The organism is Actinomadura nitritigenes, assembly GCF_017573545.1.
GTDB lineage: Bacteria > Actinomycetota > Actinomycetes > Streptosporangiales > Streptosporangiaceae > Spirillospora > Spirillospora nitritigenes.
Window position 1 is genome coordinate 59,956 of record NZ_JAGEOK010000033.1, and the last position, 24,663, is coordinate 84,618.

General features: G+C 72.0%; 17 protein-coding genes. 8 read left to right on the plus strand and 9 right to left on the minus strand.

The genetic code is table 11. The annotated features are described in order from the left end of the window. The first annotated feature begins 29 nt into the window (after positions 1-29). From J4557_RS38475 to J4557_RS38490, 4 genes are read left to right on the plus strand one after another with little or no spacing between them, the layout of a single operon-like run. Positions 30-1,820: an IlvD/Edd family dehydratase gene (locus J4557_RS38475; protein ID WP_208271741.1), complete on the plus strand. Its 1,791-nt coding sequence runs from the start codon at positions 30-32 to the stop codon at positions 1,818-1,820. Further along, positions 1,807-2,817: a C-terminal binding protein gene (locus J4557_RS38480; RefSeq protein WP_208271742.1), complete on the plus strand. Its 1,011-nt coding sequence runs from the start codon at positions 1,807-1,809 to the stop codon at positions 2,815-2,817. Before J4557_RS38475 ends, J4557_RS38480 begins: the two co-directional genes overlap by 14 nt. Before the next feature lie 53 nt (positions 2,818-2,870). After that, complete coding sequence (locus J4557_RS38485; RefSeq protein WP_208271743.1) at positions 2,871-4,700, plus strand: glycoside hydrolase family 15 protein; 1,830 nt, start codon at positions 2,871-2,873, stop codon at positions 4,698-4,700. Continuing rightward, complete coding sequence (locus J4557_RS38490) at positions 4,697-6,064, plus strand: glucose-6-phosphate dehydrogenase (RefSeq protein WP_208271744.1); 1,368 nt, start codon at positions 4,697-4,699, stop codon at positions 6,062-6,064. The genes J4557_RS38485 and J4557_RS38490 overlap by 4 nt, the downstream gene beginning before the upstream one ends. A gap of 17 nt (positions 6,065-6,081) precedes the next feature. Here J4557_RS38490 and J4557_RS38495 read toward each other — a convergent pair whose 3' ends face one another. Next, a complete protein-coding gene (locus J4557_RS38495) occupies positions 6,082-6,903 on the minus strand; it encodes an SMP-30/gluconolactonase/LRE family protein (protein ID WP_307800457.1) in 822 nt (273 codons plus the stop codon). A gap of 344 nt (positions 6,904-7,247) precedes the next feature. On the opposite strand from J4557_RS38495, the gene J4557_RS38500 reads away from it, so the two are divergent. The 4 genes from J4557_RS38500 to J4557_RS38515 all read left to right on the plus strand — a co-directional run bounded on the left by J4557_RS38500 (position 7,248) and on the right by J4557_RS38515 (position 12,249). Continuing rightward, positions 7,248-8,504: a M20 family metallopeptidase gene (locus tag J4557_RS38500; protein WP_307800450.1), complete on the plus strand. Its 1,257-nt coding sequence runs from the start codon at positions 7,248-7,250 to the stop codon at positions 8,502-8,504. After that, the gene (locus tag J4557_RS38505; protein ID WP_307800451.1) at positions 8,497-9,384 is read left to right on the plus strand and encodes a GNAT family N-acetyltransferase; all 888 of its coding nucleotides are present in this window, start codon (positions 8,497-8,499) and stop codon (positions 9,382-9,384) included. Before J4557_RS38500 ends, J4557_RS38505 begins: the two co-directional genes overlap by 8 nt. Beyond that, positions 9,381-10,493: an o-succinylbenzoate synthase gene (gene menC / locus J4557_RS38510; protein ID WP_208271747.1), complete on the plus strand. Its 1,113-nt coding sequence runs from the start codon at positions 9,381-9,383 to the stop codon at positions 10,491-10,493. Before J4557_RS38505 ends, menC begins: the two co-directional genes overlap by 4 nt. A 91-nt stretch (positions 10,494-10,584) precedes the next feature. Continuing rightward, positions 10,585-12,249 carry a PucR family transcriptional regulator gene (locus J4557_RS38515; protein WP_208271748.1) on the plus strand — a complete coding sequence of 555 codons (1,665 nt, stop codon included), beginning with the start codon at positions 10,585-10,587 and terminating at the stop codon, positions 12,247-12,249. Here the strand turns inward: J4557_RS38515 and J4557_RS51925 are convergent. The 8 genes from J4557_RS51925 to J4557_RS38555 form a co-directional block, all read right to left on the minus strand. After that, the gene (locus J4557_RS51925; protein ID WP_208271749.1) at positions 12,196-14,304 is read right to left on the minus strand and encodes a prolyl oligopeptidase family serine peptidase; all 2,109 of its coding nucleotides are present in this window, start codon (positions 14,302-14,304) and stop codon (positions 12,196-12,198) included. The two genes, J4557_RS38515 and J4557_RS51925, sit on opposite strands and share 54 nt — an antisense overlap. Continuing rightward, positions 14,301-15,554 (minus strand): erythromycin esterase family protein, encoded by a 1,254-nt coding sequence (locus J4557_RS38525; RefSeq protein WP_208271750.1) that lies wholly within the window; start codon positions 15,552-15,554, stop codon positions 14,301-14,303. The genes J4557_RS51925 and J4557_RS38525 overlap by 4 nt, the downstream gene beginning before the upstream one ends. A 29-nt stretch (positions 15,555-15,583) precedes the next feature. Continuing rightward, on the minus strand, positions 15,584-17,443 hold the full coding sequence (locus J4557_RS38530) for an ABC transporter substrate-binding protein (RefSeq protein ID WP_208271751.1): 1,860 nt from the start codon (positions 17,441-17,443) through the stop codon (positions 15,584-15,586). Between the two features lie 189 nt (positions 17,444-17,632). Further along, a complete protein-coding gene (locus tag J4557_RS38535; protein ID WP_243777023.1) occupies positions 17,633-18,556 on the minus strand; it encodes an ABC transporter permease in 924 nt (307 codons plus the stop codon). Further along, positions 18,553-19,503, minus strand: coding sequence for an ABC transporter permease (locus J4557_RS38540; protein WP_208271752.1), 951 nt, complete (start codon positions 19,501-19,503; stop codon positions 18,553-18,555). Before J4557_RS38540 ends, J4557_RS38535 begins: the two co-directional genes overlap by 4 nt. Positions 19,504-19,567: 64 nt before the next feature. Continuing rightward, positions 19,568-21,667, minus strand: a complete 2,100-nt coding sequence (locus tag J4557_RS38545; protein ID WP_208271753.1) for a dipeptide ABC transporter ATP-binding protein — start codon at positions 21,665-21,667, stop codon at positions 19,568-19,570. A 172-nt stretch (positions 21,668-21,839) separates the two neighbouring features. Next, positions 21,840-22,883: a dipeptidase gene (locus J4557_RS38550; protein WP_307800452.1), complete on the minus strand. Its 1,044-nt coding sequence runs from the start codon at positions 22,881-22,883 to the stop codon at positions 21,840-21,842. Then, positions 22,880-24,265 carry a serine hydrolase domain-containing protein gene (locus J4557_RS38555; protein WP_208271754.1) on the minus strand — a complete coding sequence of 462 codons (1,386 nt, stop codon included), beginning with the start codon at positions 24,263-24,265 and terminating at the stop codon, positions 22,880-22,882. The genes J4557_RS38550 and J4557_RS38555 overlap by 4 nt, the downstream gene beginning before the upstream one ends. Positions 24,266-24,663: the final 398 nt, after the last annotated feature.

Below are 24,663 nucleotides of genomic sequence, written 5' to 3' on the forward strand. Positions count from 1 at the left end.
AGCGTCCGGACGAGCCGGCGAGGAGCGTCATGCCACCGACGGAGCACGTCAAGGGGAAGCTGCGCAGCCAGGCCTGGTGGGACGATCCGGCCAACCCGGAGATGACCGCCCTGTACCTCGAACGCTTTCTCAACTTCGGCCTCACCGCCGCAGAACTCCAGGCGGGACGGCCGATCATCGGCATCGCCCAGACGGGCAACGACCTCGTCCCCTGCAACCGGCACCATCTCGACCTGGCCGACCGGGTCAGGGACGGCGTCCGCGACGGCGGCGGCATCCCGTTCGAGTTCCCCGTCCATCCCCTGCAGGAGACCGGCAAGCGCCCCACCGCGGCGCTGGACCGCAATCTCGCCTATCTCGGGCTTGTCGAGGTGCTCTACGGATATCCGCTGGACGGAGTGGTCCTGACGACGGGCTGCGACAAGACCACGCCCGCGTGCCTGATGGCGGCGGCGACGGTGAACGTCCCCGCGATCGTCCTGTCCGGGGGGCCGATGCTCAACGGCTATCACAACGGCATGCGGACGGGCTCGGGGCTGGTGATCTGGCGGTCGAAGCGGCTCCTGGCCGCCGGGGAGATCGACTATGAGGAGTACATGTCGCGCGTGTGCGCGTCCGCGCCCAGCATCGGGCACTGCAACACGATGGGCACCGCGCTGTCGATGAACAGCCTGGCCGAGGCGCTGGGGATGTCCCTGCCCGGTTGTGCCGCGATCCCGGCCCCCTATCGCGAGCGGGCGCAGATGGCCTACTACACGGGCCGCCGGGCGGTGGACCTGGTGCGCGAGGACGTGACACCGCGCAAGATCATGACGATGCGGGCCTTCGAGAACGCGATCGCGGTCGCCTCGGCCATCGCCGCGTCGACCAACGTCCCCATCCACATCAACGCCATCGCGCGGCACGCCGGGGTGGCCCTGTCCAACCACGACTGGCAGCGGGTCGGCGCCGACGTCCCGGTCCTGGCGAACACCGCCCCTGCCGGGGAGTTCCTCGGCGAGGACTTCTACCGCGCCGGCGGCGTCCCCGCGGTGATGCGGTCGCTGCTGACGGCGGGGCGTCTGCACGGCGACGCGATGACGGTCTCCGGCCGCACCATCGCCGAGAACCTGGACGGCGTCCCACCCGCCGACCCCGCGGTCATCCGCCCCTTCGACGACCCCGTCGCACCGCGGGGCGGGCTTCTCGTCATGTCCGGGAACCTGTTCGACTCCGCGGTCATGAAGACGTCGGTCATCACCGACGACTTCCGGGCCCGCTACCTTCCAGAACCCGGTGAGCCGCAGACGGTCGACCTTCGCGCCATCGTCTTCGACGGACCGGAGGACTACCACGCCCGCATCGAAGATCCCGAGCTGGACATCGACGACCGCTGCATCCTCGTCATCCGCTACACGGGACCCATCGGCTATCCGGGTTCGGCCGAGGTCGTCAACATGGAGCTCCCGTCCGCGGTCGTCCAGCGGGGCGTCGCGTCGCTTCCCACGCTCGGCGACGGCCGGCAGAGCGGCACGTCGGACGCACCGTCCATCCTCAACGCCAGCCCCGAGGCCGCGATCGGCGGCACCCTCGCCATCCTGCGCACCGGCGACCGGATCCGCATCGACCTGGACAACGCGCGCGTCGACGTCCTGCTGCCGGAGGAGGAGATCGCCGCGCGGTGGGCCGAGCACGCACCGCCGGCCTTCGAGAACCAGACGCCGTGGCAGGAGATCTACCGCTCCACGGTCGGGCAGCTGGACAGCGGGGGCTGTCTGGAACTCGCCGTGCCGTACCAGGACCTCACCAACACCAAGGGGATTCCGCGTGACTCGCACTGACTCGAACGGCACGATCCTGATCGCCGACTTCGACTTCGGCGACGTGGACATCGAGCGCGCCATCATCGAGGACGCCGGATTCCGTCTCGTCGCCGCGCAGTGCAAGAGCGAGGACGAGGTGATCGAGAAGGGCCGGGACGCCGACGGCGTCCTGACCCAGTACGCGCGGGTCGGTTCCCGCGCCATCGACGCCCTCACCCGCTGCCGGGTGATCGCCCGCTACGGAACGGGCGTCGACATCGTCGACGTCGACGCGGCGACCCGGCGGGGCGTCCAGGTCACCAACGCGCCGAACGAGTGGTGCGCCGAAGAGGTCGCCGATCACGCCGTCGCGCTCTGGCTCGCCGCCGCTCGAAAGATCTGCCCGTACGACCGGGCGACGCGGCAGGGCGAATGGCACTGGAAGACCGGACGGCCGATCTGGCGGCTGCGGGGGCGGGTGTTCGGGCTGCTGTCCTTCGGCGCCATCGCGCGGCTCATCGCCGAACGCGCGCAGGCGTTCGGCGTCGAGGTCTGGGCATGCGACCCGTTCATCGACGAGGCCGAGATCCGCTCGCGCGGCGTGCGGCCGGTGTCCTTCGACGACCTCGTGGAAGGCGCCGACTACCTGGTGGTCCAATCGCCGCTCACCCCGCAGACGCACCACACCTTCGACCGCGCGACGCTCCGCCGGATGAAGCGGACCGCCATCCTCGTCAACACCGCACGCGGGCCCATCGTGGAGGACGCGGCGCTCCACCAGGCCCTGGCCGAGGGGTGGATCGCCGGCGCCGCTCTGGACGACCTCGAAGAGGAGCCCGCGAAGCAACGCGACTGGCGTCCGCGCAACCCCCTTCTCGAGCTGCCCAACACGATCATCACTCCGCATGCCGCCTACTACTCCCAGGAGGCCGTCAGGACGGTGCGGCGCATCGCCGCCGAAGAAGCCGTGCGGGTCCTGACGGGGCGGCCTGCGCGTTTCCCCGTGAACGACGTGATGGCCGGCTCCCAGTCGTAAGGCCCTTCGGATCGGCCCGACGCCCGGACGGAATTGAGGAGGAGACGTTCGCCATGCTCGATCCAGACCCGCCCTTCCGGGCGGTCCGCCGCGAGGACGGCTACCAGCGGCTGGAGGATCTGGGCCTGATCGGGGACGGCGCGACGGCGGCGCTCGTCGGTTCGGACGGCTCGATCCCGTGGCTGTGCCTGCCCCGCTTCGACAGCGACCCGCTGCTGTGCGGCCTGCTGGATCACGAACGCGGCGGCCATTTCGCCCTCACGGTGGACGGTCTGCGGGAGGCCCGCCAGTACTACGAGCCCGACACCGCGGTGCTGGTGACCGAGATGCGCGGCCCGACGGGCCTGGTCAGGGTCACCGACGCGCTGGGCCTCCGCGCGGACGCGGACCTGTCGGACGACGCGGGCGCGAGCCGGGGCGAGCTCGTCCGGTCCGCCGTCGTCCTGGACGGGACCGTCCGCCTGCGGGCGGAGCTGCGGCCCTGGGGCGGTGCGCAGACCCGCGCCCTCGCCAGCGGTCTGGAGGTGACGGCGCCCAGACGGCGGGACCTGCGCCTGCACCTGCGCTCCAGCCGGCCGCTGACCGGCCTAGATACCGTGCACGACCTGGAACAGGGCGATCGTCTCGCCATGACGCTGTCCTGGGGCCGCGTCCATCGCCACCATCGGTTCGAACCTGAGGCGGTGCTGCGGGACACCGCCGAGGCATGGCGCCGCTGGATGCGGAACTTCGGTTACGCCGGTCCGCAGGAGCCGCTGGTCCGGCGCGCCACGATCACGCTGAAACTGTGCGACGACTGGATCAACGGCTCGATGGTGGCGGCGCCCACCTCCTCGCTTCCCGCGCCGATCGGCGGGGTCCGCAACTGGGACTACCGCTACGCCTGGATCCGGGACGCGGCCTTCACCGTGTTCGCGTTGCGCCGCGTCGGATTCGGCTACGAGGCCGACGCCTTCCTCGGCTGGGTCCTGGACGCCTTCGAGAGCGGCCGGCGGCCGCGGATCATGTACACCCTCCGCGGCGATCCCGTCCCCGACGAGGTCCAGGATCCGGGCCTGGAAGGCTACCGGCGGTCCGCTCCCGTGCGGTGGGGCAACGGCGCCGCCGACCAGCGCCAGCACGACATCTACGGCGAGGTCCTGGACTGCGCCGACCAGTGGCTCCACGGCGGCGGCGATCTGCAACCCGCCCTGTGGTCCCGGCTGGCGGAGCTGGCCCGGACCGCTCAGAGCGCGTGGCGCCAGCCGGACCAGGGCATCTGGGAGGTGCGGAGCGAGGGCCGGGTCTTCACGTACTCGGCCGCGATGTGCCAGGTGGCCCTGGACCGGGCCGCGTCCATCGGTGAGCGGCTCGGCCTGCCCGGGCCGCTCGCCACCTGGCGCGACGCGGCCGACGAGCTGCGCCGGCTGATCCTGGAGCGGTCCTGGGACGAGGACGCGCAGAGCCTGAGCGAGCACCTCGACGGCGGCGGCGGGCTGGACGCGAGCCTGCTCGCGCTCCCCCTGCGGAAGGTCGTCCCGGCCGACCACCCGCGGATGATCGCCACGACGGACGCGGTCGCCGATCGCCTGTCCGCCGGCGACGGCCTGCTGTACCGCTACCTGCACGACCAGTCGCCCGACGGCCTCGCCGGCGACGAGGGCGCCTTCCTGCTGTGCAGCTTCTGGCTGGTCGAGAACCTCGCGCTGCAGGGCCGGGTCGAGCAGGCGGAGGACCTGTACGCCTCGCTGTGCTCCCGGGCCAGTCCGCTCGGGTTGCTGCCCGAGCAGATCGACCCGTCGTCGGGCACGTTCATGGGCAACTTCCCCCAGGCGTTCAGCCACATCGGTGTCATCGCCGGCGGCGTCACGCTCGCCCGGGCGAGGGAAGGGCGGACAGGGTGATCGAACGGCTCGTCGTCTTCGGCGCCACGGGAGACCTCAACGCCCGCTACCTGCTGCCGGGTCTGGCCGCCCTGCGCGCGGCCGGGCACCTCGGCGACGGTTTCCGGCTGGTCTGCGCCGACCGGAAGGACTGGGACGACGAGGGCTTCCGCGGCTGGGTGGCCGAGCAGCTCGACCGGCACGCGGGGTCCTCCCCCGCCGACGCGAGGAGATGGGTCGCCCGAGCCACCCGCTTCCAGCGAGCCGACGCCACCGACCCCACCGACCTCGCCTCGCTCATCACCGGTGACGGGCCGGTCGCGCTCTATTTCGCCCTCCCCCCGGCGGTGTTCCCCGGTGCCGTCACCGCCCTGCGCGGCGCGGGTCTCCCACCGGGCAGCCGGATCGTCCTGGAGAAGCCCTTCGGCGAGAACCTGGCCGACGCGCAGGAGCTGAACCGGCTGCTGTCCGAGGTCGTCCCCGAGCAGGCGGTGTTCCGCGTCGACCACTTCCTCGCCATGACCACCGTCCAGAACCTGCTCGGCAGCCGCCTGGCCAACCGCGTGCTCGAACCCCTCTGGAACAGCGCGCACATCTCCGAGATAGAGATCGTGTGGGACGAGTCCCTCGCCCTGGAAGGCAGGGCCGGCTACTACGACGGCGTCGGGGCGCTCAAGGACATGGTGCAGAACCACCTCCTCCAGGTGCTGTGCCTGGTGGCCATGGAGCCTCCGCTCAGCCTGGGCGAGCGCGACCTGCGCGACCGGAAGATCGACGTGCTGCGCTCGGTGCGCCCGCTCACCGACGAGGACGTTCTGAGACGCACTCGCCGGGCGCGCTATCTCGCCGGCCGCATCGGTGACCGCAGGGTCCCCGCCTACGTCGACGAGGACGGCGTGGACCCGCGGGGGCGCACCGAGACCTTCGCCGAGGTGGAACTGCAACTGGACAGCTGGCGCTGGTCCGGCACCACCTTCCGGCTGCGCAGCGGTAAGGCGCTCAAGGACGACCGCAAGGAGGTCGCGGTCCGCTTCCGGCCCGTCCCCCACCTGCCCTTCGGCCATAGCGGAGAGGCTGTGCCCAACGTGCTCCGCTTCGGACTCGACCCGGAGAGCGTCACCCTGGCGCTCACCGGAATCGGCTCCGGTCCGCAGACCCTCACTCCCCTCACCATGACCGCCCAGATGGAGCCCGCCGACCTCCCCGCCTACGGCCGGCTGCTACTGGACGTCCTGCGGGGCGACGCCGCCCTGTCCATCCGGGGCGACGAGGCCGAAGAGGCATGGCGGGTCCTCACCCCGGTCATGTCCGCCTGGTCCAACGATCTCGTGCCGCTCGAGGAGTACCCGGCCGGGTCCGGCGGCCCCGCCCCCAGGGACGGGTAGGCGAGCGGCGATGGCGGTCAGCCCGCGAACTCGCGTACCGGCCTGCCCTTGACGCCCACCATCGCCCGGAACAAGGACCCGGCAGGCGAATCGTCGCCCGCAGGGAGACCCTCACGGGAAGTGGAGATGAAGAGCTCGTCCAGGCCCGGACTACCGAAGGCGCACGCGGTGACTCCCCGCACCGGCACCTCGACCACCTCGTCCAGGGCGCCGCCCGGCGTATACCGGCGCACGGCCCCGCCCTGGTTCAGCGCGACCCACACCCCGCCCTCCGCGTCCACGGTCAGGCCGTCCGGAGCACCGTCCTCAGGCGGGATCGACGCGAACGTCCGTCTCCCGGTCAGGCCCCCCGCCCCGTCGAAGTCGAAGACCACGACCTCTTGCGTGGCCGTGTCGACGTAGTACGCCAGGCCTCCATCCGGGCTCCAGTCCAGCCCGTTCGAGATCGTCACGCCGTCCAGCACCACGACCGTGGAGCCGTCGGGATCGAGCCGGTAGAGGGCACCCGCACCCGCCGTCTTGCCGTAGGCCATGGAACCGCAGTAGAAACGGCCCTCCGGGTCGCACCCCCCTTCGTTCATGCGGACGCCATCATCGCTCCACAGTTCCGGCAGCACCGTTATCGCGCCGTCGGCGTCCTCGAGCGCGAAGCCCCGCTCGACCGCGATGACCGCACCGCCCCCACGCCGAGGCCGCAGCGCCGCCGCGACACCGCCGACATGCCGCCGGCCGACCGTCCCATCGGCCCCCAGCGACATCACGTCACCGGCCAGCATGTCCACCCATCGCAACTCTCCCCAGCGCGATGACCAGACCGGCCCCTCCCCGTGAAAGGTCACCGGATCAGTGACCTGTTCAGCAGACGACAAAGCCCTGCACCTCCGACAACTCGGCGAATCGAAAGAATCCGACCCCGTGCAGCCGCATCACCGCTCCCCTACCCGAGCAGCGCAGTGGCATCGCGCTTGCCGAGAACTATGTCCGCACAGGTCAAGCAGCACGCTCGTTTCCCGCCGCGACGCTGGCGGGCCGGAACGGACGTCGGCGCCCGAGGTCGGCCCATGCCCCTGCCCGGATTCATCGCCGCGTCCCAACCGCGCGCGCCGACGTTGGCCGACAGGACAGGTTCGCCCGCGGTGCGGCTCGCGATGCTTGGGCGATGCGTCGACCGGAGGTGTCCACCGTGACAGAACGCCGTGCCGCGGCGAACCGCGACCTGCGACGGGCCGGGGCTCGGCCCGCGGCCCGCGATCAGGCGCGCGAGGCCGCGTTGATCGCCGACATCGAACGGCTGGTGTGCTGCGAATCCCCGTCCGACGATCTGGCCGCGGTCGCCCGCAGCGCGGAGGTGGTCGCCGAGATCGGCGCCCGGCACCTGGAGGCCGAGGCGGAGCGGGTCGTCATCGACGGGCGCACCCATCTCCGTTGGCGTTTCGGCGCCGAACCGCGCGTCCTGCTGATCGGCCACCACGACACGGTGTGGCCGATCGGCTCGCTGGAGACGCACCCGTTCCAGGTCCGCGACGGGGTGCTGCGCGGACCGGGATGCTTCGACATGAAGGCGGGGCTCGCGATGGCGTTCCACGCGCTGGCGGCGCTGGACGACCTGGACGGCGTGACCCTCCTCGTCACCGGCGACGAGGAGCCGGGGTCGCCCTCGTCACGGCGGCTCATCGAGAACGAGGCGCGGCGGTGCGCGGCCGCACTGGTGCTGGAAGCCGCCGGGCCCGGCGGGGCCCTGAAGACCGAGCGCAAGGGCGTCTCGCGCTATGAGGTGCTGGTGCGGGGAAGGGCCGCGCACGCCGGCCTGGAGCCGGAGCGCGGCGTGAACGCGGCGGTCGAGGCGGCCCACCAGATCACGGCCGTGGCGGCGCTGAGCGATCCCGCGCTGGGCACGACCGTCACGCCGACCCGTCTGGAGGCGGGCACCACGGCGAACACCGTTCCCGGATCGGCACGCTTCGACGTCGACGTCCGGGCAGGGTCGGCCGCCGAGCAGCACCGCGCCCACACGGCGATGCAGGCCCTGCGGCCGGACCTGCCGGGCGCCGCCGTGGAGGTCAGGGGCGGCCCGAACCGACCGCCGCTCCCGGCGGCGGCTTCGAAGGACCTGTTCGAGCGGGCGCTCCGGCTCGCCGACGACCTCGGGGTCGGCCCGCTCGCCTCGGTCGCCGTCGGCGGCGCCTCCGACGGGAACTTCACCGCGGGTGTCGGCACGCCCACCCTCGACGGGCTGGGAGCGGTCGGCGGCGGCGCGCACGCCGATGACGAGCACCTGGTCGTGGCGGAGTTGCCGAAGCGGACGCGGTTGCTCACCGCGCTGGTCGCCGAACTGCTGGCGGCGGAGAGTTGTCCGCCCGGACGAACCGGGCCCCGCCGTCCGGTGCTCGCGGACCATCCGCGGGACGGGGCCGGCTGCGAGCATGGCCGGCGTGACTGATCTCATCCGCGACCGTCGCGAGTCCCCGCCCGTCGACGCGGCGTGCGCCGCGGCCGAGGCCGCCGCGCACGCCGCGGGCGTCGGCATCCGCCCGCTGGACGCGGTCGGCGAGCTCGAGGCCGTCCGCCGCCTGTACGAGCACATCTGGCGCACAGGCGAGAACAACCCTCCGGTGACGGCCGACCTGCTGCGCGCGATGACGAAGGCGGGCAGCTACGTGAGCGGCGCCTTCGACGACGGGGAGCTGGTGGGAGCCTGCTTCGGCTTCTTCTCCCCGCCGGCGCGCGAGGCCCTGCACAGTCATATCGCCGGGGTGCTGGCGCACGTGCAGGGACGGAACGTCGGTTTCGCGCTGAAGCTGCACCAGCGTGCCTGGGCGATGCTGCGCGGCGTCGGCGAGATCTGCTGGACCTACGATCCCCTGGTGCGCCGCAACGCGTACTTCAACATCGCCAAGCTGGCCGCCGATCCGGCCGAGTACCTGGCGAACTTCTACGGTCCGATGGACGACGACATCAACCGCAGCGACGCCACCGACCGGGTCCTGGTCCGGTGGCGGCTGGAGGCGCCCGAGGTCAAGGCGGCCTGCGACGGCGGGCCCAGGACGACCGATGCGGGGGCCGCCCGCGCGGCGGGGGCGTCCGTGGCGCTGAGCGCCTCCGCCGCGGGCGGCCCGGTCGCCGGACGTGCCGACGCGCGCACCGTGATCGTCGGCGTCCCCGGCGACGTCGAGGCCCTGCGGGCGAGCGACCCGGCCTGCGCCGCGGAGTGGCGCGCGGCGGTACGGGAGGTGCTCGGCGGGCTGATCGCGGACGGCGCGCGGGTGCGCGGATTCGACCGGACGGGCTGGTACGTCCTGGACAGGCGGGAGACGGAGTGAAGCTCACCGGAGTCGAGATCCGCACCATCGAGGTGCCGCTCGTATCGCCCTTCCGGACGTCGTTCGGCACGGAGACCGTGCGGCAGGCGCTGCTGCTCCGCGTCGTCACCGACGAGGCCGAGGGATGGGGCGAATGCGGCGCCGGGACGGCGCCCCTGTACTCCTCGGAGTACACGCACGCCGCCGCCGACGTCCTGAGCCGTTTCCTGGTGCCGGCGCTGGCCGGGGTGCCGGACCTGGACGCGCACAAGGTCGCCCCGGCCCTGGCCCCTTACAAAGGCCACCGCATGGCCAAGGCCGCGTTGGAGATGGCGGTCCTGGACGCGGACCTCCGCGCCCGCGGCGTCGCTCTCGGCCACGCCCTCGGCGCCGTCCGCGACACCGTGCCGTGCGGGGTGTCCGTGGGGATCACGGAGTCGATCCCTGCCCTGCTCGACACGGTCGCCGGATACCTGGACGCGGGCTACCTGCGGATCAAACTGAAGATCGAACCGGGCTGGGACGTCGAGCCGGTCCGTGCCGTGCGCGAACGGTTCGGCGACATCCTGCTGCAGGTCGACGCCAACACCGCCTACCAGCGCGGTGACGCCCGGCACCTGGCCCGGCTCGACCCGTTCGGCCTCCTCCTGCTGGAGCAGCCGCTGGCGGAGGACGACCTCCTCGGACACGCGGACCTCGCCACGCGGATCACCACACCGATCTGCCTCGACGAATCGATCGTCTCCGCCCGCGCCGCCGCCGACGCGCTCGCGCTCGGAGCCTGCCGGGTGGTGAACATCAAGCCGGGCCGCGTGGGCGGTTACCTCGAGGCCCGGCGGATCCACGACGTCTGCGCGGCGCACGGCGTCCCGGTCTGGTGCGGCGGCATGCTCGAGACGGGACTGGGGCGCGCCGCCAACGTCGCGCTCGCCGCGCTGCCCGGGTTCCTGCTGCCCGGCGACACCTCGGCGTCCGACCGCTACTACCGGACCGACATCACGCCGCCGTTCCGCCTCGAGGACGGGCACCTCGCCGTGCCGACCGGACCGGGACTCGGAGTCACCCCGATCCCGGACGTCCTGGACGCCGTGACGGTCACGACGAAATGGGTGTCGATTCCCGCAGGATGATTCCCTTTTGTTCGATCCGACAGATCGGATAGCGTGATTTCGTCATGCAGAACGAACGACGACCTCCACGTGCCGCGCTAGCTTCGGGCGCATGCCCGCACCCGTGACCGGCCTCCCGCGAGCCAGCCTCGCGCGCGTCCTGGAGGAGCTCGGAACCACGCTGCTCGACGTGGTCTGCGGCGATGTCGAACTCGCCGGCGACATCGGCGGCGTCGTCATCCACGACCCGCTCGACGAGCCGGAGCCGCCGGACAACGCGCTGGTGCTGGGCGTCGGCCTGCACGACCCCGCCGACATCGCGCGGGTGGTGACCCGGCTCGGGCGGCGCGGCGCGGCCGGGCTGGTGGTCCGCGCGCCCGTGGCACCCGATGAACGGCTCGCCGCGGCGGCGCGCGAGTCGGGGGTGGCGGTCCTCGCGTTCGCCCGGGGCGCGTCGTGGACGCACCTGGCGGGGATGCTCCGGAGCCTGACCGCCGACAGCGGCCTGCACGACACCGACGCCCACGCGTTCGGCCGGATCCCGTCCGGCGATCTCTTCGCGGTCGCCAACGCCATCGCCGCGCTGCTCGGCGCGCCCGTCACCATCGAGGACCGCAACTCGCGCCTGCTGGCCTTCTCGAGCCGGCAGGAGGACGCGGACCTGTCCCGGGTCCAGACGATCCTGGGCCGGCAGGTCCCGGAGCGGTACACCCGCATCCTGGAGGAGCGCGGGGTGTTCCAGGCGATCTACCGCAGCGACGGCCCCGTCTTCGTGGCGCCGCTGCCGAGGACGGGCGACGCGGACCAGCCGCCCGCGCTGCCCCGCGCGGCGATCGCGGTGCGCGCCGGGGACGAGATCCTCGGCACGATCTGGGTGATGGTCCCCGAGCCCCTCAGCGAGGAGCGCGGCCAGGCGCTCTACGAGGCGTCCAAGCTCGTCGCGATGCACATGGTGTGGCACCGCGCCGACGCGGACATGGAGCGGCGGCTGCGGGCGGAGTTGCTGAGCACCGCCCTCGAAGGCGGGCCGCAGTCGCTGGAGGCGGTCCGCCGCCTCGGCCTGAAGGACGAGCGCGCCGTCGTCCTCGCCCTCACCGTCGTCGGTTCGGCCACCGAACATCCCCTGCCCGCCCAGCTGGCCACCGAGCGGAAGCGGCTCGCCGACGCCTTCGCCATGCACCTGTCCGCCATGCACCCGCGCGCCGCCGCCGCGCTGATCGGCGACGTCTCCTACGGCATCCTCCCCTTTCCGCAGAGCCGGCAGGAGGCCGAGGAGCGCGCGGTCCTGATCGCCACCGAGTTCCTCGCCCGCGTCGGGTCCCGCCTGCGCCCGCTCATCGGGGTGGGACGGCTCGCCCCGGACAGCTCGTCGCTCGCCCGATCGCGCTCGGGGGCCGATCGGGCGCTGCGCGTCCTGCGGTCCGGAGCCGCCGGGCAGCAGGTGGCCCGGCTGGACGACGTCCACGTCGAGGCGCTGCTGCTCGAACTCGCCGATCTCGTTCCACGCGGAGACCTCCCCAGCGGCTCCATCGCGCGCATCGCCGTCTACGACAAGGAGCACCAGACCAGTCTGGTCGACACGCTGCGCGCCTGGCTCGACGCCTTCGGCGACGTCGCGGTGGCCTCCGCCGCGATGTTCGTGCACCCCAACACGTTCCGCTACCGGCTCCGGCGCGCGGCCGAGGTCGGCGGCATCGACCTCAACGACCCGAACGCGCGCCTCTCAGCCATGCTGCAACTGCGCCTGATGTCCATCAGGTCGGTCCCGGACGACTGAGACGCCCCGCAGGCCGAGCGTCTTGACCAGGAACGCCAACCATTCGGCGTCCTGCGCGACCGCGACGTCATGGGAGGTCGCCGCGCCGTGGCCGGCGTTGTCGAAGACGTGCAGCAGGATCGGCGCCTCCCCCTCCTGGGCGGCCTGCATCCGTGCGGCGAACTTGCGCGCGTGCCAGGGCCGGCACCGCGGGTCGGTGGCCCCGGCCTGGATGTACACCGCCGGAAAGACACCGGGGCCGACCAGCTCGTACGGTGACAGCCGCAGGAGCCGGCGCACCTCCGCCGGATCGTCCGGGTCCGCCCAGGCCTTGCGGATGACGAAGTCGAGATAGGGGTCGCGGGTGCCGCCGATGAGGTCCAGCAGGGGCTCCCGCGGCAGCACGGCACGCCACAGGTCGGGCCGCGTGGTGACGGCGACTCCGCACATGAGTCCGCCGTCGGACCCGCCGGTCAGCGCGAGCCGGCCGGCGGTCGTGACGCCCTCGGCGATGAGGTGCTCGGCGACCGCGACGAGGTCGGCGTCGCGGACGTGCCGCTGCTCCCGATGCGCGGCGCGATACCAGTCCCGGCCGAACTCGCCGCCCCCGCGCAGGTACGCCTGGACGAGGACGCCGCCGGCGGCGACGAAGGCCGCCATGTCCGGCTGGTACTGGGGCAGGAGGGGCACGTTCGCCGCGCCGTATGCGGAGATCAGCGTCGGCGCCGCGCGCGTCGGGTCGCTTCCGGCCGGGCGCACCACGTGGTACGGGACCGCGACGCCGTCAGGTACGACGGCGCACCCCGCTTCCAGCTCGGCGTCGAGGGTGACCGCCGGGGCCGACAGCGTCTCGAGCTCCGCCTCGCCCGGACGGTGCCGGTAGACGCCCCAGGAGCTCGTCAGCGTGGAGAAGGCGAAGACGAAATCGTCCGCGGGAGCGCCGAGGGCCAGGGCGGTCAGCGGGAAGAAGGGGGCGGCGAGCGCCCCGCGGCCGGGGAGGGGGACCTCTCCGGTGGTGGCGCCCGAGCGATCGATGATCCGGACCCTGGCGAACGTCCGGTCGAACTCGCTGAGGTACAGGTGCTCGCCGACCGGGAACAGGGACCGCAGCACCGTGTCGCCTTCCGGGACGAGCTCCGTCCACTCCGCCGGGTCGTCGGCGTCCGCCGCGTCGAGCGGGATGGCGACCACCCGCCCGCGCGGGGCGGCGACATCGGTCACGGCGATGTAGTGGTCGCCGACGATGTGGCCGGCGACCGTCCCGGGGCAGTCGGTGACGAAGGGACGCCACGCCGCCCCGGGCTCCGACAGGTCGCGAACCGCGACGGGAATGGGGCTGCCCACTCGGTGGCTCGCGACGGCCCACCGGCCGTCCGGCGAGATCTGGACGAGCGTGTACTCCCGGGAGCCTTCCCCGACCGGGATCGGCTCCACGGTGGTGTCCGGCGTGCCGAGCCGGTGGAAGAAGACCGCCTGCCGGAACTCCCGCGGTGAGCCGGTGAGGGCGAAGAAGTAGAAGCCGCTGCTGTCGGGCAGCCACGTGACACCGCCGGTCCACGCGCTGTGCAGGACCTGCTCCGGCGCGCCGTCGAGCACCCGCCCCGAGGCGACCTCGATGAGCCGGATGCTGTTGTGCTCGCTGCCGTCGGCGCAGATGCCCAGGGCCAGGACGCGGCCGTCCGGCGCCGGGGCCAGCCAGGACAGGAACGCCGGGTTCTCCTCGCTGCCGAACCCGGCCAGGTCCGCCACCGGCCGTCCGGCGCCGAACGGCCGGTCGGCGACGACCACCAAGGGCGCCGCGCCGTCCGGCGGGGTCACGGCGCGGAACCAGCGGCCGGCCGCGCATCTCGGCAGGGCCGGGCGGGACCCGCCGTGGTACGCCTGGACCAGGTCCCGGACGGCCGCCGGGTCCTGCCCGTCGTAGATGACGGCGGCGGCGAGCTCGGCTTGCCGCCACTGCCATCGCCGCACCTCGTCGGTTTCCCGCTCCAGCCAGCGGTACGGGTCCGGCACGCGGACGCCCGCGACGTCCGCGACGACCCCGACCGTGCGAGTGGGCGGATAGGAAAGGGTCACGGTGCCTCCGTCTCCTCGTGGTGCGCGGACTGCTTTGCGCCCGGCCCCGCGCCTGTGTCTGGCCCCGCGGTTGCGTCGAACTCCGCGCGGAGCCGCTCGAACGCACCGGGGACCCGGGTGACCCGGCGGACGTGGATGAACGCGTCGTAGGCGGCCGGGAAGTCGTCGACGGGATCGAGACCGCCGTTGGCGAGCGTGCCGTCGGCGCCGTCGAAGAGCCCGCTCGGCGCACGATGGAGGTCCACGACGGCCACGGGTGGGCCGATGCGGTCCAGCCGCGCCTCGATGCAGTTCGGCGGCAGCCTCCGCGTTCCCAGGGAGACGTCGCAGTCGAACGGGCGCGGGGAGCGCTGGGTGAACCGGACCTCCGGACCCGAGCCGTAGGTCATCCCGATGACGGCGAGGTCGGCTCCCAGGGAGGTGGCGAGCAGGCCGCCCATCATCGGCCGGCCCAGCAACGGCGAACGCCGGACGTGCGCGTTGTGCGCGCTCACGACGATGCGCCGCTCTCGCCGGAGGATCCAGCTCACGGTCTCTGCCATGAACACGTCCCGCGGGAACGGCCCCGCCGGGGGCGCGTCCAGCTCCTCGACGAACGCCCGGAGCGAATCCGCGCACCGGCGCACGACCTCGTCGTCGAGCGAGCGCGCACGCTCCCCCAGTCCCCGGAGACCTTCGAGCAACCGGGCGCGGGCGGCGCCGGGCATGGCCTCGAAGCGCACCGCCGCCTCCGTCCGGCCTCCCAGATCGCTCAGGCGGAGGAGCTCCTCGTCACCCGGGAGTCCCGGCATCCGGTCGAGGCAGGCGCGGACCGCCGGCCCGGGTGACGTGGACGAGCCGGGAAGGTCCATCCCGTAGAAGGCGACCTTCGCCGAGCTCGCGGAGTTCCAGCGGCGCATCCAGCGCAGCTGCCGCCGCACCGGCTCGCACTCGCCGAACCGGTAGGTGATGCCGTCGCGGGCGATGGCCTCGACCCGTCCCGGTCCGCCATGGATCCACTCGTCGACGGCCAGTCCCTCGGCGAAGCCGGACTCCATCACGAAGCCGGTGAACCCGAGCTCCCGGACGAGGATCCGGAACAGCCGGTGCTTGAGCTCGTAGAACTCGGTGATGTTGTGCGCGCCCTCGCCGACGGCCACCACCCGGGCGTCGCCGACCAGGTCACGCACCGTCTCGACATCATCGGGGTCGACGGCGTCCGGGTCGATCCGGCGGATCGGCCGGGCGAACGCGCCCACGTCGGGGATCACGGGTGCTCCTTGAAGCCGGTGGGGTCGGGCTAGCCGTGGAAGTACCACTGCTCCGGCGCGTACAGGAAGCTGAGCAGGGCCTTGAACGACGCCGGCGGACCGGACAGGGTGTCCTTCCACACGACCAGGGTGTGGGGGGTCGGGAGGAAGAGCACGGGCAGGTCCTCGGCGAGGCGGGTCACCTCGGTCGACAGGACCTTCGCGTCCGCTCCGAACGTCGAGGCGTCGATCAGCTTGTCCGCCTCGGCGTCCTGGAAGCCGCCCAGGTTGAAGCTGCCCCCCGTGTTGAACACCGTGTTGCTGCTCGGGTACCCGGCCGCGAGGTACAGCGATCCGTTGTCCTGCATCGCCCACTCGTTCTTCTTGGCGGGCGCGAAGGTGTTGCCGTAGTTGGCGTACATGTAGTTGAGCGCCTTGGTCACGATCTTGACCTCGATACCGAGCCTCTTGGCGGCCGACGCGAACGCGACGTCGCGGGCGCCGACATAGGCCGGGGTGTTCGCGGAGGCCAGGGTGAAGCTGATCGTCTGCCCCTGCGGAATTCCGGCGCCGCACTCCCCCGGCCCGGTGCCAGGGCGCACGCAGGTGGTGGATCCGTCCGGCACCACCTTCCAGCCGTTGTCGGTGAGCAGCTTCTCGGCGGCGGCGGGGTCGTGCGGATAGGGCGGGTTGTCACCGAAACGGGGCGGGTAGGGGGAGTCGCTGCCCGCCGTGCTGTAGTTCAGGGAGCCGGCACCGTTGTAGATGCCCCTGCTGGCGATGTAGCCCCGCTGGTCGATCAGGCGCTGCAGGGCCTGCCGGACGTACGCCTGCGAGATGACCTTGCCGAAGTTGTCGACGGTGTTCTTGAAGTTGATGGTCAACGAGTCGAACCTGGCGGGCGCAGGGGCACCGTAGACGTTGTATCCCTTGGCCTTCAGCGCGGGTATCTGGGCGATGAAGCCGGAGTCCAGCGTGCCGACGGTCAGGTTGCCGGCTTTGAACTGGTTGAGCACCGCGGCGGCCGACGTGAACGCCTTGAAGTCGATCTGGTCGAGCCGCGACGTGCCCGGGCCGCTGTAGGACTTGTTGGGGACCAGAGAGAACGAACCGGTCGTCGAGTCGAAGCTCTTGAGGCGGTACGGGCCGTTGACCACCTGCCAGAGCGGGTTGCTCGCGAACGTCGACTGGGCCCCGGACTCCTTCGTGAGGTACTTGTAGATCGCCGTCGCGTTCTTCGGCTTCGTGTAGTCCAGGTGCGGCCCCCCGGCGCGGGCGATGTTCCACTGGGTGGACGGCATCACGTACAGCAGCGTCAGCATGGAGAGCAGGTACGACGGGTTGTACGCGGTCTTCAGCCCGAGAGTGAGCGTGTCCGGCGTGGTGGCCTTCGCGGTGACTCCGTCGGGGAACTGGCCCGGGGTGTAGAAGCTCCAGTTGGCCGGGCTCTCCGCGAGCGCGGCCTTGAGCAGGGCGAGGGAGAAGACGACGTCCCCGGCCGTGACCGGCGCGCCGTCGGACCACTTGTAGTGCTTCATCTTGATGGTCACGGTCTTGCGGTCGGGGCTGTAGGCGGGGTCCTCGGCCAGGCTCGACCCGGCGTCCACGATCTTGTCTCCCTCTCCGCTGGGCCGGTAGAGGGAACGCCACATCAGCCCGCGGCCGATGACGGTCCCGTTGGCGGACGCCGGCGGGTAGGGGTAGATGAAATTGGGGCTGAGGCCGGGGGTCAGCGCGACCGTGACCGTCCCGCCGTTCTTGGGGTGGCCCGCTTGTTCCGGCAGGGTGTCATAGCTGCGGGCGGCGTCCTTCGTCGCGCTGCCCGCGCCGCTGCATGCCGTGACGAGCACGGCGACCAAGGCGAGCGCCACGAAGATGCGTCCTCGCTGCTTACCGGACACTTGCGTCATTGAAGGCTCCCTGCATGTGGGGATGGAGATGCGCCGAGGGATGAGGAAGGGAAGGGAAGGCGATGCGGGGCCGAGCCTCCGCGATGTGGGTCGACGATGCCTCACCGGCATCCGGTGCCGGTTCGGTGGACCCGACGATTTCCGGCGCCCGCATCCGTCGCGCCGCACAGGCCGGGCTGCGTCCGTCCCTCAGTCGGCCCGTCTTCCGACCGCGTCCCGGAGCGCGTCCGCGAGCAGGTTGAGCGCCAGCACCGTGAGGACGATGCAGCCGCCGACGGGGTAGATCAGCCACCAGTAGCCGGCGGAGATGTAGGTGACGCCGCTGGCGAGCTGGCTGCCCCAGTCCGCGGTGGGGTACGTCAGGCCGAAGCCCAGGAATCCCAGGGCGGCGACGACGAGGATCGCGTCGGCGACCTGGAAGGTGATGTTGACGATGATCACGCCGAGCGCGTTCGGGATGAGATGCGTGAGGATGAGCCGCCGGCGGGACGACCCCATCACCCGTGCGGCCAGCACGAACTCCCGTACCCGCAGCGTCAGCACCTCACCGCGGACCAGCCGGGCGGAGACGAGCCAGGAGAACCCGCCGATGACGAGGCTGAGCGACAGGGCGTTCGCGTGGAACCGCGCCGACAGAATCAGGACGAAGAACAGGAAGGGCACCGAGAGCATGACGTCGACCAGGCGCATCAGGAACCCGTCGACCACTCCCCCCGCGAGTCCGGCGACGGCGCCGTAGACGGTGCCGATCGTGGTCGCGAAGAGCGCGGCGAGGAGCCCGATCTGCAGGGACACCTGGCCGCCCTCCATCAGCCGTCCCAGCACGTCGAACCCGTTCGTGTCCGTCCCGAGCGGGTGTCCCGGGCCGGGGGGCAGGGCCGCGTTGAGCGGGTCCACGGCGGTCTGGTCGGTGCGGTAGAGCAGCGGGCCGAGGAAGCAGGCCCCGGCGAGGAGGACCAGCAGCAGCCCGCCGGTGAGACCGAGCGGGTTCCGCCGCAGGCGGCGCAGCACCGACCGCGCCAAGACGGGATGTCCCGCCTTCGTGACCTCGGGCTCGGACCCTGCCGCGGCGTCCGTCGCGGTGGTCATGGCGTCCACACGTCGTGAGGTCATTTTCTCAGCTCGATTCGGCGGTCGGCGACCGCGACCACGAGGTCGGCGACTAAGTTGCCGGCCACGGTCAGGACGCCGCCGATGAGGGTGTAGGCGAGGAGCACCGGGTAGTCCTCGCGTTGCAGGCTGTTGAGGAACAGCAGTCCCAGGCCGGGATAGTTGAAGAGCGACTCGACGATCAGGTTCCCCGCCAGGAGCGTGGGGACGAGCGTGCCGACCAGCGTGATCAGCGGCAGGCAGGCGTTGCGCAGCAGGTGGCGTACCAGGATCAGCCGCTCGGGGAGTCCCTTGGCCCGCGCGACCCTGATGTAGTCCTGGCCGAGTTGGTCCAAGGCGGACGAGCGCTGGTACTGGGAGAAGATCGCGACGCTGGTGGCGGCGAGCGTGATGACGGGAAGCGCCATGGCCCGCGGATCGGTGAAGATCACCCATGGCGAGTGCGACTGGGACGCCTCGGCCGGGAAGATCGGCAGGGACTGGCTGAAGACGGCGATCAGTATCAGTCCGAGCAGGAACGACGGCGTCGCGTAGAGCACGTACGACGCCGCCGTGGCGACCCGGTCGATGACGCTGTTGCGCCTGACCGCCTGCAGGATGCCGAGCGGGACGGCGATCAGGAGCGCCAGGACCAGGCCGGCCAGCGACAGCATCGCGCTGCGGCCGGCGTTGCGCTGCAACAGCGTCCCCACATCCGCGTTCAGCTTGTAGGACCGCCCCAGGTCCGCGTGCGCGAGCTGGTCGAGGTACCTGACGTACTGCACGACGACCGGGCGGTCGAACCCGTGTGACCGGTTGAAGTCCGCCACCGCCTCGGGCGAGGCGCGCTGCCCCAGGACGACGCGCCCCGGGCTGTCGGAGACGACGTGCAGGAGGAAGAACACCACGGCGGAGATCCCCAGCAGGACGAGAAGCGAGATCGCCACGCGCCGGACCACGTACCAAGTCATCTGTGCGAATCCCCTCTCCGCGAGATATGCGAGCATGTCCCTGCCGGTGCGTACCTGGAATGTGTCATCGCGTCGTCGGCTCCGCTGACCGCTTCGGCTGCAACGGGTAGTGGCAGGCGACCTGGTGGGTGCCGGTGACCGGCTTCAAGGGAGGCTCCGTCTCGGCGCACAGATCGGTCGCCAGCGCGCACCGGGTGCGGAACCGGCAGCCGCTGGGCGGATCGATGGAACTCGGCAGCTCGCCTCGCGCCCGCGCACCCGCCTGCGGACGCCGCGCCTCCGGGTGCGCCTCCGGGACCGCCGCGAGCAGCCCCGCGGTGTAGGGATGCGCGGTGGCGCCGTACACCTCCTCGGTGGTGCCCGTCTCGACCAGCTTGCCCAGGTACATGACACCGACCCGGTCCGCCAGGTACCGCACGACCGCGAGGTCGTGTGAGATCACCACACTGCTGAGCCCGCGTTCGAGCTGGACGCGGCGCATCAGGTTGAGGACCTGGGAGCGGATGGAGACGTCCAGCGCGCTGACCGGTTCGTCGGCGACCAGCACCTTCGGGTCCAGGGCGAGCGCGCGGGCCAGGCCCACCCGCTGCCGCTGCCCTCCGGAGAGCTCGTGGGGGTAGCGCTCCATGACGCTCGCGGGCAGGCCCACGTCCCGCAGCAGCTCGCGGGCGCGAGCGGTCCTCTGGGTGCGCCTGCCGACGCCCTGGATCGCCAGGGGCTCGCGCAGGATCGTGCCGATGCGCATCCGGGGGTCGAGTGAGGCGTTCGAGTCCTGGAACATCATCTGCAGCCGAGTGCGGCGCGGCCCGAGCGCGCGTGCGCTCAGCCCGGTGACCGGCTCGCCATCGAAGATCACCTCGCCGGAGGTCGGCCGGTCCAGGGCCACGAGCATCCTGCCCAGGGAGGACTTGCCGCAGCCCGACTCTCCGACGAGCCCGAACGTCTCGCCGGCCGCCACTTCGAAGCTCACGCCGGAGACCGCCTTCACGGTGCGGCGCCCGCCGAAGAGACCCGCACCGCCCGCCGGGTACTCGCGCTCGAGGTCGACGACGCGCAGCCGTGGCACCGCCCCTCGTTCGGCGGGGATCGCCGGCGGGGCGGCGAACCGCGCGCGGACCGTCGCCGCCGGGCCGGTGGGCGGATGCCAGCACGCATGGGCATGGCCGTCCTCGTCCGCCGTCGGTGCCGGGTGCTCCTCACGGCACCGATCCGTCGCGGCGTCACAACGCGGCGCGAAAGGGCAGCCGGCCTGCGCCACCGTCAGGTCCGGCGGCGCGCCCGGGATGCTGAAGAGCTCCTCGCGCCGGTCGTGGGTCAGCGACGGGATCGAGGACAGCAGCGCGTGCGTGTAGCGGTGCCGCGTCCGGCCGAAGAGCACGGGAGTCGGCCCGGACTCGGCCAGGCGACCGGCGTACATCACCCCGACACGGTCGGCATGCCGGGCGATCACCCCCATGTCGTGCGTGATGAGGATCATCGACATGCCCAGCCGGGCCTTGAGGTCGTCGAGGAGGTCGAGGATCTCCGCCTGGATCGTGACGTCGAGCGCCGTGGTCGGCTCGTCGGCGATGACGACCCGCGGCTCGCACACCAGCGCCATCGCGATCATCACGCGTTGCCGCATGCCTCCCGAGAGCCGGTGCGGATGGTCGTCCATCCGCTCGGCCGGCCGCGGCAGCCCGACCAGGGCGAGCATCTCCTCGGCGGTCCGGCGCGCGGCCCGCTTCGACGCGCCGTGGTGCAGACGCACCGGTTCGGCGACCTGCTCACCGATCCGCCGAGTCGGGTTCAACGCCGTCATCGAGTCCTGGAACACCATCGCGATGTCGTTGCCGCGAACCGCCCGGTACCGCGCGGCGGGAAGCCCGACGAGCTCCTCGCCGCCGAGGTCGATCGATCCGCCGGTCACCCGGCCCCCGGCCGGCAGCATGCCCATGATCGCGAGACCGGTCATCGACTTGCCGGACCCGGTCTCACCGACGATCCCCAGGGTCTCACCGCGGTCCAGTACCAGGCCGACGTCCGAGACGGGGCGGACGACCCGATCGCCGCGGCGGATCTCGACCGACAGATCGCGGATCGTCAGTACCCGGTCGCCGTTCGCGGGACCTCGCGCGTTCTCGGAACCATCGGCCGTACGCGCGGCAGCGCTTTCCTTAGCCACCCGACGATAGTGGGCCGCGGGCCCCTGGTGGCGTTCGTCGTGCGCTTCGAACATTCAGGACCGCGTTCGTCCGGCCGCACGAAGTGATCATCTGAGGTCAGGGCGGCGGGAAGCGCACGAAACCGCCTGAGCCGCGCACACCGAAATGCGCGCTCCGCGCGCGGGGCGCGGCTCAGGCGGTGGCGAGGGCGGCGGGCCAGCCGAGTTCGGTTCGGAGCAGTCGCCGCACGTTCTCACCGAGGACCGCGACGATGTCGTCCTCCGGCCAGCCACGACGCTGCAGTGCCTCGGTCACCAGCGGCAACCCGGCCGGCCCCTCCAAACCGGGCAGGTACGCGTCGGCGGGCACCCCCTCCACGAAGGCGTGTTCGCAGCACGGAGGAGTGGTGTCGGCGAGCACCTCCTTGATGAAGTCGGGGCCGAGGCCGACGTGCTCGACACCGGCCACGCCCGCGACGTGCTCGATGTGGTCGATCAACCGGTCGATCGAGTGGTCGTGTTCGTGGAGGTACGGAGCGAAGAAGTTGACGCACACGATGCCACCACCTGCGGCGATGCCATGGATCTGTTCGTCCGTGAGGTTCCGGTGGTGGTCCAGGAGCGCCCGCGCGGAGGAGTGCGTCGCGATCACGGGCCGCGACGCCAGCTCCAGGACGTGCTCGACGCCGGCGGCACCCAGGTGGCTGACGTCGAAGAGCATGCCGATGCGTTCCATCTCGGCCAAGGCCGCGACCCCGGCGCGAGTGAGCCGGCCGCCGGTCCGGTCCTCCCCGCTGCCGTCGGCCAGTGCAGCGCGGCCGAAGTGCGCCAGGGACGCGATCCTGACGTCCAGCCGGAACAGCGTCTCCAGCAACTCCACGTCCTCGCCCACGCCGGGAGCGCTCTCCAGCGCCAGGACCAGGGCGATCCGGTCCTCCGCGTGGACGCCGTCGACCTGCGCACCATCGCTGCACAGAGCGACGGCGTCGGAATTGCCGGCCGCGAGCCGGTGCGCCGCTTCGATCATGCGAAGCGTCCGGCGCAGTGCGCCCTCGGGGCGGTACGGGTCCTCGATGAACACCGGAAGCGTCAGGAGGTTCACCCCGCCGGCCCGCAGCTGCGGCAGCCAGCGCTCTCGGAAGAACGCGGCCCAGCGGTGAACCGGCCGGGCGACCACCGCGCACAGCAGGTCGTTGTGCATGTCGGCGACGAAAGCGCGCCGGTGCAGGTCGGTCACGGCGACACGCGCCTGTCGGCGCGGCCGGTGTGCAGGTACAGCGCGCGTCCCTCTCCGTCGTCACCGAGAAACGCGAGCGGCGCACGGACGCCGCGCTCGGGCTCGACCGGCAGCAACGCGTCGCCGCGCCAGGCGACCAGCTCCGTCCGGTACGGCGCGTCGCCCAGCTCGGCGGTGATTCCAGTGGGAGTGCGCTCCAGCCAGAGCCGCCCGTCCGCGTCCCGGCTCACCGCGGTCTCGCACGTGCTCGACTTGTAGGTGCCGACGTACCGGGGCGCGTTCAGCGCAGGCGCGGCCGGATCGGGCATCGGCTGCGCCGGCGGTTCGACACCGCCGAGCTCGCGGAGCACACGGCCCCCGATCTCGGCCTGCACCGGCTTCGGCGAGCCGCCGTTGGTGAGGATCGCCACCGCCACGTCGTGCTCTGGCACCGCGCGCAGGAACGCCGACTGGCCGATGGTGTTGCCGTCGTGGCCGAAGACCGTGCCGCCCGGGAGGTCGAAGAGCTCCCATCCCAGGCCCCAGCCGGTGCCCAGGTCGATGTCGGGCAGTCCGACCTGCGGCTGCTGCATGGCCCTGACGCTCGCCGGGCTCACCACGGAGCCGCCGTCCGGGCCGACCCCGCCGGCGAGGTGCATGCGGGTGAAGGCCAGCAGGTCGCGAGGTCTCATCGCCAGCATCGACCCGGCCGGCGCGTTCGAGCGCGCCAGCGCCCATACGCCGGCCGGGCCGGGCCGGGCACCCGGCGTCCGCTCGATGTGCCCCACCGCCGCGCGGTGAAGGATCGCCTCGTACGGATCATTCGCGGCGTGAGCCAGGCCCAGCGGCGTGAACAGGTGCGTCCTCATGCAGGCGTCGAACGGCTTCCCCCGCACGACCTCGACGATCCGGCCCAGCACGCAGTAGGCGGCGTTGTTGTAGGAGAACATCTCGCCGGGCTCGAACAGCTGCGGCACCTGGTGCAGGACGCCCAGGTACTTCTCGAGGCAGTCGTCGCCCTTGCCCGTGTCGGTGAAGACGTCCCCCTCGAACCCCGCGACGTGGCACATCAGGTGCCGCACGATGATCCGCTCCGCTGCCCGCTCGTCGCCGATGCGGAACTCGGGCAGATAGGTCCGCACCGGAGCGTCGAGGTGCAGCATCCCGTCGTCGACCAGCTGCATCGCCAGCGTCGCGGTCAGCACCTTCGTGATCGAACCGATCTGGAAGAGGGAGTCGACCGTGGCCTCCACGCCCGTGACCGTGTTCAGTACCCCGGCCGCGGCGTCGACCGTCTCGCCGCCGGCGCAGACCGCCACCGCCGCCCCGGGCACCCGGTTCTCGGCGAGCAGGTCCGGCAACCGGTATCGCAGCCACGCGCCGATCTCAGCCAGCTCCGGCACTGGTGTCCTCCTCGCTCGACTCCGGACGAGCATAGAGCTGGAGGGAACCGCGCTTTTCGTCCGTTGCCACCACGAGCGACCCGCCGGTTCGTGGATCCGACCAAGCCCTGCGGACCGGAGAACGGAACGATGGCCGACCAACCAGCTCGGTCTTCGTTCGGCGGCTCGGCCAAGGCAGGTCGGGTGCACAGGCGATCGGCCGGTTGCCAGCTCACGATCCGGACGTTCTCGGCTGGTCCTCTGGGCGGGCGGCGCGTCACCCGAGTGGCCGCAGACACTGGACATCGCGGCACTGCTGGACGGCGGTCGGCGTCCGGTGCGGCCGAGACGGATGCCGGTGAAGGTCCTCAAAGTCGAGGTCGCCGCTCCAACAGCGGCCCAGTGGCAGACAGCCGTGC